The organism is Paenibacillus sp. SAF-068 (genome assembly GCF_051967555.1).
Lineage (GTDB): Bacteria > Bacillota > Bacilli > Paenibacillales > Paenibacillaceae > Paenibacillus.
This window is the reverse complement of the sequence record NZ_JBQCJX010000001.1, coordinates 559,949-572,705: the sequence shown is the minus strand read 5'-3', so window position 1 is coordinate 572,705 and position 12,757 is coordinate 559,949. Positions and strand designations below refer to the sequence as shown.

Below are 12,757 nucleotides of genomic sequence, written 5' to 3'. Positions count from 1 at the left end.
ATCACTTACGCTTCGTTCTCTTCAGAGTTACTCTCTGATCTGTTCTCAGACTTATAACGATAGTCGCCTGCATCTTTGCTTTCCTTGGATTTGCGGTAACGGGTGAACTCAATATATTCGCTGATAAAAGACTGTTCCACAGTCGATAATTCACTTTCCTGGCAATTCAATTGCCGCAAAACGTCAAAAAAATAATCCTCCCGTTTTTCCCGAACCATCGCTTCCTTCGATGGACGACCAATCATGAGCCAGTCAAGGCTCACATCAAAAAACGAAGCAATCTCAATTAATTTATTCGTACTCGGAATAGACTTGCCACGTTTCCAATCACCCAGATTGCCTGTGCTAATCTTCAGCTGTTGGCAGAAAGCCTTCTTGGTCATTCCTCGTTCGGCAATCAGGTGTTCAATTCGCTCATAGATCGACTGCATACAAGAACCGCCTTCCAACCGTAATAATCAACTCATCTGCTTAAATTATACCACATTATTCCTGAAGGCTCAGCCTTTATATGCCTGGAGCAGGATGAGATATATCGTATAACACAAAGATAGACTCCCATGAATGACCATGGAAGTCTATCTTATAACGTTGTTGCTGTGATGCGGTCGAGAGGACTCGAACCTCCACGGGTATACACCCACTACCCCCTCAAGATAGCGTGTCTGCCATTCCACCACGACCGCATATTCAATTGTAAAAATGGTGAGCCATGAAGGGCTCGAACCTTCGACACCCTGATTAAAAGTCAGGTGCTCTACCAACTGAGCTAATGGCTCTTGCTGTAAACTTCACCGGATGTGCCATGCTTCATTCTTGTTCATAAGAGCAATGACTTTGAGGATTTCTCATCGAAAATATAAATCTCATGAGGTGGTGAAGATATGACCCGTAGGGGATTCGAACCCCTGTTACCTCCGTGAAAGGGAGGTGTCTTAACCCCTTGACCAACGGGCCTTAATAACAAGTTGTCTTTCTTGGCGACAAGAATGAGTATACCACAGGACAATTCGAACTTGCAATACTTTTTTTGAAATTTATTTTTCAAGCCTTTCTTGTCCGTTGCATACTACTTGCATATCACTCCTCAGAGCCCCGTCATTCACTCCATCCATTCATACCAATATCATCACTGTGCAGGAATATTGTAAGCCATTCATTAAAACACTTACAAAAACTTACGTTCACTTATATTATTGCAAATCACATTAAGAATACTTATAATTAAAGTATCAGTATAAGTACGGTCATCCATACACCCGGAGGTGACATGTTTGTTTCAAGAAGAACGAATGCAGCTCATTGTTGAACATCTACGGAAACACAATCGCATCTCAGCAGATGATATTGTCGCCTTGTTTGATGTATCACGGGATACTGCACGCAGGGATCTGATCAAGCTTGAGGAACAGGATGCCATTATTCGAACACGTGGCGGCGCAATTCTCCCCCCTCCTCCGCAAGAATTCAGATCCTACAAAGACCGTTTACTCGATGTTTCTGAGGAAAAAAGAGCCATCGGCAAGCTCGCTGCAGCCATTGTAAGACAAGGCGAGATTATTATTCTGGACTCTTCCACAACTGTGCAGGCCTGTGCCGAGAACTTAAACGGCAAATCCTGTACCGTCATTACGAATTCGATTCATTCCGCTGATCTTCTCTCCAATCACACGGCAGTCCAGATTCGTTTACTCGGGGGCAAAGTCGATAAGGAACAACGTTATGTCTACGGTACCTCTGTGATCGAGACCCTCTCCCACTATTATGTAGATAAAGCCTTTATCGGAATTGGCGGTATCACCATGGACGGCTTCAGCGCTTCCGAAGAGGAAGGCAAAATAAAACACCAAATGATGAAAGCTGCCAAGAAAGTTGTTATTCTTGCAGATCAATCCAAGTTTGATAGACGTTATGGTTATCGTTTTGCCGACTGGTCATTGGTGGATGTATTGATTACGGATCAATGGCCAACCAAAGAATGGCTTGCTTTTCTAGCCGAACAACAGGTCGAGATTCTCATTCCTGAACCTACAGATGATAAGGAGTTGTAAATATATGAAATTATTTGCCACAGATTTAGATGGAACTTTGTTGAATAGAGACAGCCAGATTAGCCCGGAGAATGCCGCAGCCATCCAAAAGGCCCAACAATCCGGAATGAAAGTTACCATTGCTACAGGGCGCGTCTATTCCGATGTGGTGACCATCAGCCGCGAAGGCGGAATCAAAACCCCGATTATCGGCTCCAACGGAGCGACGATTCATGATGCCGACGGTGAACGTCTATTCCACCTTCCACTTGAGCGTGACACAGCAGCTTCTGTCATGCAGTGGCTGGAAGAGCACGATTTCTATTATGAGGCTTCCACGCAGCAAGGCATCTATGCCCCGCGTAGCAGTCATGAGACCTTGCTCGCCGAGATGGAACGTGTTCTTGGTTCGAACCCTGGTGAGGACATTGAACGCATGATTCGGGGCATTAAGAAACACTACGACAAAAAAGACTACCACCGTGTTAACAGCCACCTCGAAATTCCGGCAGAAGCCTATATCTATAATATTATGGCCTTCTCCATGAATCCGGACAAAGTAAAGACGGGGCGAGAATACTTCGCTTCCCGATCCGATGTCGCAATGGTAGTATCCTTTGAGCACAACTTCGAAATGCAGCACCCGGACGTATCCAAAGGAAATGCCCTCACCAAACTGGCGGCTCACCTGAACATCTCCATGGAAGATACAGTAGCGATCGGAGATAACTTCAACGATGTCTCCATGTTACAAATGGCAGGACTCGGCATTGCCATGGGTAATGGTGAACCCGAAATCCAGGCACTGGCCAAAGCCATAACGCTGACCAATGTAGAGCACGGTGTCGCCCATGCCATTGAGTGCCTGCTTGAAGGCAAACCAGTGTCCCGCCCAGAAACGATTGTCGGAGAAGGTCAGTAATCGACCCCATATTGAATTAAACACTAAACCTGCATGGTCGCTTATGGATCCATGCAGGTTTAGTGTTCTTCATTTTAACTCAGCAGATCGAACGTGAGGCACGTCCTGTAACAAAATAATCAGTTGCTCGCCCCGGTATGAACCCGGCAGTTGCAACGTGAACTCAAGCACCGTCTCTTCTACGTAGTCTGTGCTTGTTTGCTGTTCTGTCTTAAATCCGATGACCGATATCTTCTCCTGTCCCAGCAGTGCCAGAACACGCTTCAGGGCCTCTCCCTCCTTTTGCAGATGGAGGGTTAACGTCTCTGTTCGGGCGGATATCAGCCAGCGTGTGGGTCTATGCAGTAACATCTGTGCCACGACAATAAGCAGTGTCACGCCTGCACCTGTCCAATACAGACCGGAACCCACAGCAAGCCCCATGCCTGCTGTAGCCCATATGCCTGCCGCTGTGGTCAATCCCCTGACCGTGTGCCGCTGTGTGAAGATCATGCCCGCTCCAATGAAACCCACACCGCTAACGACTTGTGCAGCGATCCTTGACGGATCCAGAGACAGATTGGCCCAGCCAGCCTGATCCTGGAATCCGTACTTCGACACAATCATCATCAGGGCAGCGCCGACAGCAACCACAAAATGAGTACGGATGCCCGCTTCTTTCATTCGGTTCTTGCGCTCATATCCGATCAGGACACCACATATTCCAGCTATGAGGACACGCATCAAGTATTCCACTTCCATGCACATCACCTCTTTCACTATGTATATGCTTACATTTGTATCTTTACTATTACCCAATCTTTCCCTGACTATATAAGTTGAACTTCCACTCTGGTCAATTCTCTGACCGAAAATTGCTCCCCTGTCTTTCTCCCAATCCGTAATAAAGTCTGAAATTATATATCAGTGGATGCCATTCTTCTGGATTAATCTTGTTCGGTCCAGCTATTAGTCTGGTGTGCGCGTGCACCTTCAACGCTTTCACTTCCACAATCGCCATGAACGGTGTGTGTTCCGGAATACGTATCTGTTGAACAGCCGCTTCAATCTGAAGCGGACATTCAACTATTTTATCTGGTGCCACCTGAACCGAGCATTCGGATGTCAGTCCAGCTGCAGTGAATTTATCATAACAATATTCATAACCCATCTGCCTTTTCTCCTCAGGAACCGGGGTGACTCCCGTATAACGCCCTAATGCCTCAACCTGTCTCCACATGGTCGCATCTGGTAAATTAATCACACACTCCGGGTGCCGACTCAGATTTTCATAGGCTTTGCCCTGTGTGCCGAGACCGAGAACCAGACAATCCCCCAGCGCCCAAGATGAGGATAATGGTGACAGGTTGGTTGAGCCATCCTCATTTAATGTGCTTAGCAGCAATACGGGCGTACCATAATATAAAATACTCGGATTCATCGTTTCATGTTTATTCATTTCTGGCCCCTTGGACGATCGCTCTGTAGTAAGATTCTGCTTCGTTATCTTTTTCATCCTGTATCTCTCCTGTTCCAATCCATTCATTTATAAGCTCAATCAATCCCGTATGGGACGATACAACAGAATTGTAATACAGTAATAGTTCAGATATGATCGAAGTATGAATGTATATCCGAATATTACTGTTATTGCGTCGTTAATCGCCGATCCAAGTCGCTCCATTTTTCTGTCATCCTTACTGGATGGCCGGGCGTTGCCCGCAGGAGAGCTCGCTCATATGGCAGGCGTCACGCCCCAGACGGCAAGCAGCCATCTAGCCAAACTCGTAGAGGGGGGATTACTGGAAGTTGAACAGCAAGGCCGCCACCGATACTACCGTCTTGCAAACAAAGAAATTGCTAATCTGATTGAAACGATGGCCAGTATCGCCCCGCCTGTACAGATCCGCTCTCTGAAACAATCCGATCAGCTTCAACAACTGAGTTATGCACGGACCTGTTATGGTCATCTGGCCGGGAAATTGGGAATCTCGCTCTGTGAAGCCTTAGTACAGAAGGGTTATCTTGCAGAGCCCGAAGAAGCACATCATAAGGATTATCAAGTTACGGAGCAAGGAGTGCAGTGGTTTACCACGTTTGGGATTGAACTTCACGTGAAGCGGGAATCACGCCGGGCTATCGCTCGTAAATGTCTGGATTGGAGCGAGCGACGTCATCATCTCTCAGGCATGCTTGGGGAACAACTTAGACATCGACTATCGGAACTGGACTGGATTCGTCAAAAGACAGGGGGCCGCTCTGTTGAAGTAACAGAAGCAGGCAAGAAAGGCCTATACGAGGTGTTGAACATTTCACTTTAGGCCGAAATGTAGTCGATATATAAACCAAAGATCAGAACGCAAAAAATCCCCTTCACACTGACCGTTAACCGGTCAAATGTGAAGAGGATTTTTTGTCAATCGGAACGGAGAAAGAGGGGTACTCTCACTTCGTTCGAGACTGGAGTATTGCTAACGAAGCTTATGCTCCGACGAACCTTTAGGGTTCTCATCCCTTTGCAGAGAAGTTTAATTCAGAACGGAGAGAGAGGGATTCGAACCCTCGCACCGCTTACGCAGTCTAACCCCTTAGCAGAGGGTCCCCTTATAGCCACTTGGGTATCTCTCCAAGAAATGGCTCCCCGAACAGGGCTCGAACCTGTGACAACTCGATTAACAGTCGAGTGCTCTACCAACTGAGCTATCAGGGAAAATTAACTTGAATAAGATTAATTTATCATGATTAATAATCCAAGTCAACATGCCTTTCATCTCTTTCTTCCGCGTAGTGAACAATCTGTACATCAGATATTCTGAAGACCCAGTTTTCCCGCACAACGACCACAGCGGTAACGCTTCGGATCTATTTTCCGCTTGCGCAAATATTCCGTACCACAGCTCTTGCACACCAGCTTGTAACGATACGGCAGCGGCTTTCTGCCTTTGCCGTCAGGAAGCGATTGGCAGAACCGTGAGCCGCCCACTTTCTGCAATAAAGCCTTGAATTCCGGGTCACGATGCTGATAGCCTCGCCCACGAATATGCAGATGATAGTGACATAACTCATGCTTGATGATCTTTTCGACCTCATCTCGCCCATAGGCTTCGAGTTGATGCGGATTGATTTCAATCCGGTGACTTTTGAGCATATAACGCCCACCCGTAGTGGTCAGGCGACTGTTAAACAACGCTTCATGGGTGAACGGTACTCCGAAATGATCCAGTGATACCTGTTCAATCCATTGTTGCAATTCCTCATTTTCCATCGGTATCCTCTCCTTAGACCCCCTCGGAGCATTGTTTTTCCGGCATAATACTTGAATTCTAACCGTTTCGTAGGCTACACTGTCAAGTAGAATGTATGAGGGGAGATTATTACTCGTTATGCCTACAATGCGCTATGTCATCCTGCAGCAGGAACACCAATTGCAGTTCGTGGAAATGCCGGCGGATTACGCCTATCAACTCAGTGCGCTTAACTTGCGCCTGCACAAGGAAATTGATAAACTCACGGCAGCAGATGTCCCTGTCCTGCCTTGGGCGATCGCCGAATGTGACAGCCTCGATCTCCTGAACGAAAATCTTACTATCATTGGCGGCCTTGATTATATCAATGCACTTGAAGAATCTTTTGCGACATTACGTGAAAGCCAGTATCCTTTGATTTCTCTGCTTACCGAAATCCGGGCTCTTCAGGCCCAATTGGAACAATGGTATGAAGAAGAAATGGAAACTCTCTAATTCACCACAGGTATTATTTTAATATGATGAGAACGAAAAGCACATCTCCCTGAATAGGGATTTGTGCTTTTTTTGAGTCAACGAGACATTGATTTGCCGGAGGCTTCCACTTATCCCGCACAGTCCAGGCTATTGCCACATATGCTAACGTACAGATGAATTATGCAAGAGGAGGAGATACCCTTGCCTCAATGGCTTTGCAATCAACTGATGCGTGCATTTCACAAAAAGGACAGCCGGCAAATCAAGTTGCTGAATGAATGCTGGTTCTTTTATCGCAACAAACCAGCAAATGGCACACCACGCAGCGCGGAGAACGAACTTTAAGAGGTTGTTCGTAGAAGTCTGCATTGGATTACGAAGGATGGCCTTTTGAACACGTACTTTAAGAAAATGCACATATTGCCCACCGTACTTACTAGAGGAATTAGAACGGACAACGGGACTATTACTGTCGACAACAAACAGCCTTCCTGGTCAGGGAAGGCTGTTCTCCAATCCTACTATTTAAGAAGACTGTTGCGCAGAAGCAGGTTTCTTCATCGTAAGGCCGACACGGCCTTTTTTGGTATCCACATTCATAACCCAGACCGTTACATTATCCCCGACAGATACAACATCCATCGGGTGTTTAACATATCCGTTGCTGAGCTGTGAGATATGGACAAGCCCATCACTCTTAATTCCAATATCAACAAAGGCACCAAAATCGATAACGTTACGAACTGTACCTTGAAGCTCCATGCCTTCGACCAGATCCTCAATTTTCAATACATCCGTACGGAAGATTGGCAATGGCATCTCTTCACGTGGATCACGCCCCGGACGCTGCAAGCTGTCCAGAATGTCACGTAAAGTAGGCACACCCACGTCCAGTTTCACAGCCAATTGCTCTGGCTGTTGCTCGGACAGTAACACCGACAGTTCCTTGCTACCCAGCTTGTCCATTGCTACCTGAAGTTCCTTGAAGAGTTGATCCACAACCTTGTAGGACTCCGGGTGAATCGGTGTACGATCCAATGGATTCTCACCCTCACCAATACGCATAAAGCCTACGCACTGCTCATAGGTTTTGGCACCCAGACGTGGCACCTTCTGAAGCTGACGGCGGTTCGTAAACCGGCCATTCTCTTCGCGGTACTTCACAATGTTTTTGGCAATCGTAGCGTTAACTCCGGCAACATATGACAGCAACGAAGGTGAAGCCGTATTCACGTCCACACCTACATGGTTAACTGCGGATTCCACGACAGCCTTCAGGCTTTCCTCCAGAATTTTCTGGGAAACGTCATGCTGATATTGACCTACGCCAATGGCTTTTGGATCAATCTTAACCAACTCGGCAAGCGGGTCTTGTACACGGCGTGCAATGGAAGCTGCGCTGCGCTCTGCAACATCCAGATCCGGGAACTCTTCCTGGGCCAGTTTGGATGCAGAATATACACTTGCGCCTGCTTCATTTACAATGAGATACACCAGACTTTCATCACCGTTCTCCTGAATGATCTCGGCAACAAACTGCTCTGTTTCACGCGATCCGGTACCATTACCGATAACGATCAGTCCGATATCATATTGCTTGATCATGCGGTGGAATACTTCAGCAGCTTCACGCTTCTTGTTGTGAGGTGGCGTTGGGTAGGTCACCGCCACTTCCAATAGCTTGCCCGTATCATCTACAACAGCCAGTTTACAACCGGTACGATAGGCAGGATCGACACCCAGCACACGTTTGCCATGAATCGGCGGTTGCAGCAACAGATTACGCAGATTGGCAGAGAATACCGATATGGCCTGGTTCTCACCTTTTTCCGTGAGTTCTCCACGAACTTCACGCTCAATGGAAGGCGCAATAAGCCGCTTGTATGCATCTTCAATCACATCACGCAGGATATCCTGCACGGCAGAAGCACCACGAATGATCTGTCCTTCCATATGACGATGGGCCGGTTCTGCCTGTACGTCCAGGCCAACTTTCAGAATACTCTCCCGTTCGCCGCGATTAATCGCGAGAATACGGTGTGGTGGCATCTTTTTGGCCAGTTCGCGGTAATCATAATAATTCTCGTACACGGACTCCTCTTGAGCATCCTTCGCTTCTGAAGTCAACATCCCGTGATCCAAGGTGTACCGACGAATCCAGGCACGAATGGCAGCATCATCTGCGATATTCTCAGCGAGAATGTCTTTGGCTCCCTGAAGAGCCGACTCCGCATCTTCTACACCCAGTTCAGCATTGATATATTTCGCAGCTTCCTGGAATGCATCGCCTTGCTTCGGTTGACCCCAGATCCATACAGCAAGGGGTTCAAGACCTTTTTCCTTAGCCACGCTCGCACGCGTTTTCCGCTTCTGACGGAATGGACGGTACAAGTCTTCGACTTCCTGCAGCTTCACAGCCTGGGTAATGGAGTTTTTTAGCTCTCCGGTCAGTTTGCCCTGTTCCTCTATAATACGGATGACTTCCAATTTGCGATCCTCAAGATTGCGCAGATAAACAATGCGTTCTTCAATCGATCGCAGCTGGTTCTCATCCAGCTCTCCAGTCATTTCTTTACGGTAGCGGGCGATAAACGGAATCGTATTGCCTTCGTCCAGAAGCTCCGACGTTGTGCGGACCTGCTTCAAGGACAGTGACAGTTCCTTGGCTACCTGTTTGATGATTCGTTCATGGCGTTCTGCCTTTATTGTTTCTTCATTGGGTTCCAGAACCGTTTCCTGTTCAGACAAATAAATCCCTCTTTCCTTCCTGAATCTGAATCGTTCGTTACAATCATTTCAGGGCAGCTTTGCTGCTGTAATTACAGTATAGTTGAACCATTTGTTTTTTCCACTCTACCCTATATTATCACAAAATCACGCCTAGATTTCCATCAATCCGCAACCATACAAGTTCTGACAGAATGATGTCATCCTCCAGCCTTCCCCATTACGGCAAAAAAAGACCGAAAAACGTCATCACGACGCTCCTCGGTCCTCCTTTTTTGAAAACTCTATATGCACTTGCAGTCTAGACGCGTTCAAAGCGGAACAGTTCGCTCAGATAGTCTCCTGATGCGCTGCCTACCGAGATACCGCCATACATGAGGGCATCGCCGGTAAAGGTCTCTGATCCGCCTTTCAGACGATAATCCGCATTCGGGTCCAATCCTTTCAGCTTCAGGCGCTGAAGTGGCGCATTAGGCTCAGAGAGCACACGGAAGTAGAATACAACAGCTTCGCTTCCGTCTGGTGCAATGAACATCCACGCTGTCTCATTACCTTCAAACGGACTAAGCAAGCGACGGAATGTTCCATATTGAACCGTTCCACGAATCTCCTTGTACAGCTCAACCTGAGCTTTCACGATGTCGTTCTCTTCCTCCGTGAATTTCGTCAGATCCAGCTCATACCCGAAGTTTCCCGACATTGCAACATGTCCCCGAATCTCAAGAGAAGTGATCCGGTTCACCTGATGATTCGGTACCGCTGAGATATGTGATCCCATGGAGCTCACCGGGTACACAAGACTGGTACCATACTGAATCCGCAGACGGGATATCGCATCTGTGTTATCACTTGTCCACGTCTGTGGCATGTAATACAGCATACCTGGATCGAAGCGGCCACCACCACCTGAACAACTCTCGAACAGAATATTCGGGAACGCCGAAGTGACTCGCTCCATTACGTCATACAACCCCAACATGTAACGGTGCGCAGTCTCACGTTGTCTGTCTGCCGGTAGCAATGCGGAACCCACTTCCGTCATATTTCGGTTCATATCCCATTTCACATAAGTAATTGGTGCAGAACCCAGTACGTCTGTTAACATGCGCACGATCTCATCGCGTACATCCTGACGAGAGAAATCGAGTACCAATTGTTGACGTCCTTCTGTCCGGCGACGGTCAGGTACATGCAGACACCAGTCCGGATGCGCACGATATAACTCACTATCTGGTGAGATCATCTCAGGCTCAAACCACAATCCGAACTGCATGTCCAGACTTGTTACGCGGTTAGCCAGATCATCCAGACCCTGTGGCAATTTGTTCTTATCCACAATCCAGTCGCCCAACGAGGAATTGTCACTGTCCCGGTGTCCAAACCAGCCATCATCCAGAACAAACAGCTCAATACCCAGCTTCTGTCCGGCGCGAGCGATCTGTTCAATCTTGTCTGCGTTGAAACCAAAGTAAGTTGCTTCCCAGTTATTGACCAACACCGGACGCTCTGCATTGCGGAATTTGCCGCGTGCCAGACGCTCCCGATACAACTCGTGGTAGGACTGTGACATGCCGTCCAGACCTGCAGCGGAATACACCATAACGGTCTCAGGTGTCTGGAACGCTTCCTGTGGCTCAAGCTTCCAGCCGAACTCGAACGGATTGATTCCGAGTGATACACGAGTGGTATGGAACTGATCCACTTCAGCCTGTGCGGTGAAGCTGCCACTATAGACAAGACTGAATCCGTAGACTTCACCCTGATCTTCGTCCGTACCTGGTGTCATCAGCGCAATAAATGGATTCTGCTGGTGACTGCTTGAACCACGACGGCTCTCGATGCCTTGCAAGCCTGAAGCAAGCGGTCTGCGAACGATATCCCGTTCCCGTGTCCAAGCTCCTGACAATTGCAACAATTCATAATCCGCATGCGGGAAATCAACAGAAGAACTGAGCGCACGCACCACATTCACAGCGGTAGCGCTCTCATTGACGATACGCATGGAACGTGTAATCGCATTAAATGCCGTAAAGGCTGTATAGGAAAGCTCGATTTTGATACCAGCGACACGGTCTTCCAGCTCAATAACCAGCGTCTCTGCTTCGTCATCGGACTCAACGTATGTTGCTGGCAGTCCGGTAAGCGCCGCTTTTCCTTTGACCAGTCGATGGCCTGTATACGTAAACTCCGAAACAGTTGAGCCATTCTCAAGTTCCAGTTGGATTGCCGGATTACGGAAATCACTTGTGCCGTACACTGGCAATTCCACTGGCAACGTATCGAATGAGATCGTACGATCCTCTGGCACCGGGTTAGGGCTAAAGGATGCTCGTTCTGTTCGTACATGCAACCAGCTCAGATCGGTGTCGCGTAATTTTTTGCCATAATACAAATGCACCAAATATCCTGAAGGCAGTACCTGAAATACGTAACTGGCCTCACGGGTCTGTAAATGAAACTGAAGTTTCTCTTGATTGATGTAAATGCTCATATGTCTCCTCCACCTCTATATATAGGTCTTTCGGGTAAACGGTTTCTCAGGTTTCATTATAGCGAAAAGATCGCCAATGTTCTACGCTTTCATCAAGCTTTAATCAAAAGAGCGCATAACAGCCCGAAGGATGTCATACGCTCTTTTGGTTACAGTCTGAATTCAGTGTGTTCCCTTTCAGGAAACATCCATTGCCAACGGACGGCAGGGTAGCGTACAAGACGCTGGTAACTGCCTTAAAAATCGATTAAACCAAGGCTGATCTGCAAGGCTTCGTTGACCAATTTCATGGTCTCCTCGTCCAGATGTGTAATCTTGTCAGTCAGCCTCTGCTTATCAATCGTCCGTATTTGTTCGAGCAAAATAACCGAGTCCCGGTCAAAGCCGTGTGCCGCTGCATCAATTTCAACATGCGTTGGCAGCTTTGCCTTCTGGATCTGGGCGGTGATCGCCGCCACAATACAAGTTGGACTGAACCGGTTGCCGATATCATTCTGGATCACCAGAACCGGCCTGACTCCACCTTGCTCGGAACCGACAACGGGAGAAAGATCCGCAAAAAAAACGTCACCACGTTTTACGATCAATGTCTACACCCCGCTAACTAAGCGGTCCAGAGTGCTGTCCGCATCTTCCTCCGCATGAAAGGCTTCGGATGCCATGGTCAGATTTATTTTTGCCATCTCCATGTACCCTCGCTGCATCGTTTCACGGATGTAACGTTTCTTACGCTCCGTTAAATACAGCTTCATAGCCTGCCTAATCAATTCGCTGCGGTTGGAATTCTCCAGCGCTACGATGCCATCCACTTCCTGCAAAAGATAATCAGGTAAACTGATCATGATCCGCTTGGTGTTCTGCAAGTTGGCCACCTTTCTTCCACCCC

13 protein-coding genes and 5 tRNA genes are annotated in these 12,757 nt (G+C 47.7%); 5 read left to right on the top strand and 13 right to left on the bottom strand.

Going from position 1 to position 12,757, the window contains the following annotated elements; genetic code table 11:
* Window positions 1-5: 5 nt before the first annotated feature.
* From ACTHPG_RS02355 to ACTHPG_RS02340, 4 genes are all read right to left on the bottom strand, one after another.
* A complete protein-coding gene (locus ACTHPG_RS02355) occupies window positions 6-431 on the bottom strand; it encodes a helix-turn-helix domain-containing protein (RefSeq protein WP_440387477.1) in 426 nt (141 codons plus the stop codon).
* A 172-nt stretch (window positions 432-603) separates the two neighbouring features.
* Window positions 604-686 (bottom strand) — tRNA-Leu (locus tag ACTHPG_RS02350).
* Between the two features lie 17 nt (window positions 687-703).
* Window positions 704-779 (bottom strand) — tRNA-Lys (locus tag ACTHPG_RS02345).
* 106 nt (window positions 780-885) lie between these two features.
* Window positions 886-957, bottom strand: a tRNA-Glu gene (locus tag ACTHPG_RS02340).
* Between the two features lie 317 nt (window positions 958-1,274).
* Here ACTHPG_RS02340 and ACTHPG_RS02335 point away from each other — a divergent pair.
* Together ACTHPG_RS02335 and ACTHPG_RS02330 are read left to right on the top strand one after the other, a co-directional pair.
* The gene (locus ACTHPG_RS02335) at window positions 1,275-2,051 is read left to right on the top strand and encodes a DeoR/GlpR family DNA-binding transcription regulator (protein ID WP_440387476.1); all 777 of its coding nucleotides are present in this window, start codon (window positions 1,275-1,277) and stop codon (window positions 2,049-2,051) included.
* 4 nt (window positions 2,052-2,055) lie between these two features.
* On the top strand, window positions 2,056-2,952 hold the full coding sequence (locus ACTHPG_RS02330; protein WP_440387475.1) for a Cof-type HAD-IIB family hydrolase: 897 nt from the start codon (window positions 2,056-2,058) through the stop codon (window positions 2,950-2,952).
* Between the two features lie 69 nt (window positions 2,953-3,021).
* Here the strand turns inward: ACTHPG_RS02330 and ACTHPG_RS02325 are convergent, their stop codons facing one another.
* Window positions 3,022-3,693 (bottom strand): MgtC/SapB family protein, encoded by a 672-nt coding sequence (locus ACTHPG_RS02325; RefSeq protein WP_440387473.1) that lies wholly within the window; start codon window positions 3,691-3,693, stop codon window positions 3,022-3,024.
* Window positions 3,694-3,787: 94 nt separating this feature from the next.
* Window positions 3,788-4,390 (bottom strand): flavin reductase family protein, encoded by a 603-nt coding sequence (locus tag ACTHPG_RS02320; protein WP_440390092.1) that lies wholly within the window; start codon window positions 4,388-4,390, stop codon window positions 3,788-3,790.
* Window positions 4,391-4,553: 163 nt separating this feature from the next.
* On the opposite strand from ACTHPG_RS02320, the gene ACTHPG_RS02315 reads away from it, so the two are divergent.
* Entirely contained in the window at window positions 4,554-5,252 is a 699-nt protein-coding gene (locus ACTHPG_RS02315) for an ArsR/SmtB family transcription factor (protein ID WP_440387472.1), read from the top strand.
* Window positions 5,253-5,470: 218 nt separating this feature from the next.
* On the opposite strand, the gene ACTHPG_RS02310 is transcribed toward ACTHPG_RS02315, so the two are convergent.
* The 3 genes from ACTHPG_RS02310 to ACTHPG_RS02300 all read right to left on the bottom strand — a co-directional run bounded on the left by ACTHPG_RS02310 (window position 5,471) and on the right by ACTHPG_RS02300 (window position 6,196).
* Window positions 5,471-5,559: transfer RNA gene (locus ACTHPG_RS02310), tRNA-Ser, on the bottom strand.
* A gap of 6 nt (window positions 5,560-5,565) precedes the next feature.
* Window positions 5,566-5,641 (bottom strand) — tRNA-Asn (locus ACTHPG_RS02305).
* 93 nt (window positions 5,642-5,734) lie between these two features.
* On the bottom strand, window positions 5,735-6,196 hold the full coding sequence (locus tag ACTHPG_RS02300; RefSeq protein ID WP_440387470.1) for a SprT family protein: 462 nt from the start codon (window positions 6,194-6,196) through the stop codon (window positions 5,735-5,737).
* A 118-nt stretch (window positions 6,197-6,314) separates the two neighbouring features.
* Here ACTHPG_RS02300 and ACTHPG_RS02295 point away from each other — a divergent pair, with 118 nt between their 5' ends.
* On the top strand, window positions 6,315-6,671 hold the full coding sequence (locus ACTHPG_RS02295) for a hydrolase/acyltransferase (RefSeq protein WP_440387468.1): 357 nt from the start codon (window positions 6,315-6,317) through the stop codon (window positions 6,669-6,671).
* 183 nt (window positions 6,672-6,854) lie between these two features.
* Complete coding sequence (gene cmpA / locus ACTHPG_RS02290; protein ID WP_017690033.1) at window positions 6,855-6,998, top strand: cortex morphogenetic protein CmpA; 144 nt, start codon at window positions 6,855-6,857, stop codon at window positions 6,996-6,998.
* A gap of 180 nt (window positions 6,999-7,178) precedes the next feature.
* Here the strand turns inward: cmpA and ACTHPG_RS02285 are convergent, their stop codons facing one another.
* The 4 genes from ACTHPG_RS02285 to ACTHPG_RS02270 all read right to left on the bottom strand — a co-directional run bounded on the left by ACTHPG_RS02285 (window position 7,179) and on the right by ACTHPG_RS02270 (window position 12,743).
* On the bottom strand, window positions 7,179-9,401 hold the full coding sequence (locus tag ACTHPG_RS02285) for a Tex family protein (protein ID WP_440387467.1): 2,223 nt from the start codon (window positions 9,399-9,401) through the stop codon (window positions 7,179-7,181).
* Between the two features lie 280 nt (window positions 9,402-9,681).
* A complete protein-coding gene (locus tag ACTHPG_RS02280; RefSeq protein ID WP_440387466.1) occupies window positions 9,682-11,871 on the bottom strand; it encodes an alpha-galactosidase in 2,190 nt (729 codons plus the stop codon).
* Window positions 11,872-12,107: 236 nt separating this feature from the next.
* Window positions 12,108-12,458: a type II toxin-antitoxin system PemK/MazF family toxin gene (locus tag ACTHPG_RS02275; protein ID WP_024630714.1), complete on the bottom strand. Its 351-nt coding sequence runs from the start codon at window positions 12,456-12,458 to the stop codon at window positions 12,108-12,110.
* A gap of 3 nt (window positions 12,459-12,461) precedes the next feature.
* Window positions 12,462-12,743: a CopG family ribbon-helix-helix protein gene (locus ACTHPG_RS02270; protein ID WP_017690037.1), complete on the bottom strand. Its 282-nt coding sequence runs from the start codon at window positions 12,741-12,743 to the stop codon at window positions 12,462-12,464.
* Window positions 12,744-12,757: the final 14 nt, after the last annotated feature.

Coding starts and splice junctions, on each gene's coding strand:
- ACTHPG_RS02355 (WP_440387477.1), bottom strand. CDS start 431: ATGCAGTCGATCTATGAGCGAATTGAACACCTGATTGCCGAACGAGGA.
- ACTHPG_RS02330 (WP_440387475.1), top strand. CDS start 2,056: ATGAAATTATTTGCCACAGATTTAGATGGAACTTTGTTGAATAGAGAC.
- ACTHPG_RS02325 (WP_440387473.1), bottom strand. CDS start 3,693: ATGGAAGTGGAATACTTGATGCGTGTCCTCATAGCTGGAATATGTGGT.
- ACTHPG_RS02320 (WP_440390092.1), bottom strand. CDS start 4,390: ATGAATAAACATGAAACGATGAATCCGAGTATTTTATATTATGGTACG.
- ACTHPG_RS02315 (WP_440387472.1), top strand. CDS start 4,554: ATGAATGTATATCCGAATATTACTGTTATTGCGTCGTTAATCGCCGAT.
- ACTHPG_RS02300 (WP_440387470.1), bottom strand. CDS start 6,196: ATGGAAAATGAGGAATTGCAACAATGGATTGAACAGGTATCACTGGAT.
- ACTHPG_RS02295 (WP_440387468.1), top strand. CDS start 6,315: ATGCCTACAATGCGCTATGTCATCCTGCAGCAGGAACACCAATTGCAG.
- ACTHPG_RS02280 (WP_440387466.1), bottom strand. CDS start 11,871: ATGAGCATTTACATCAATCAAGAGAAACTTCAGTTTCATTTACAGACC.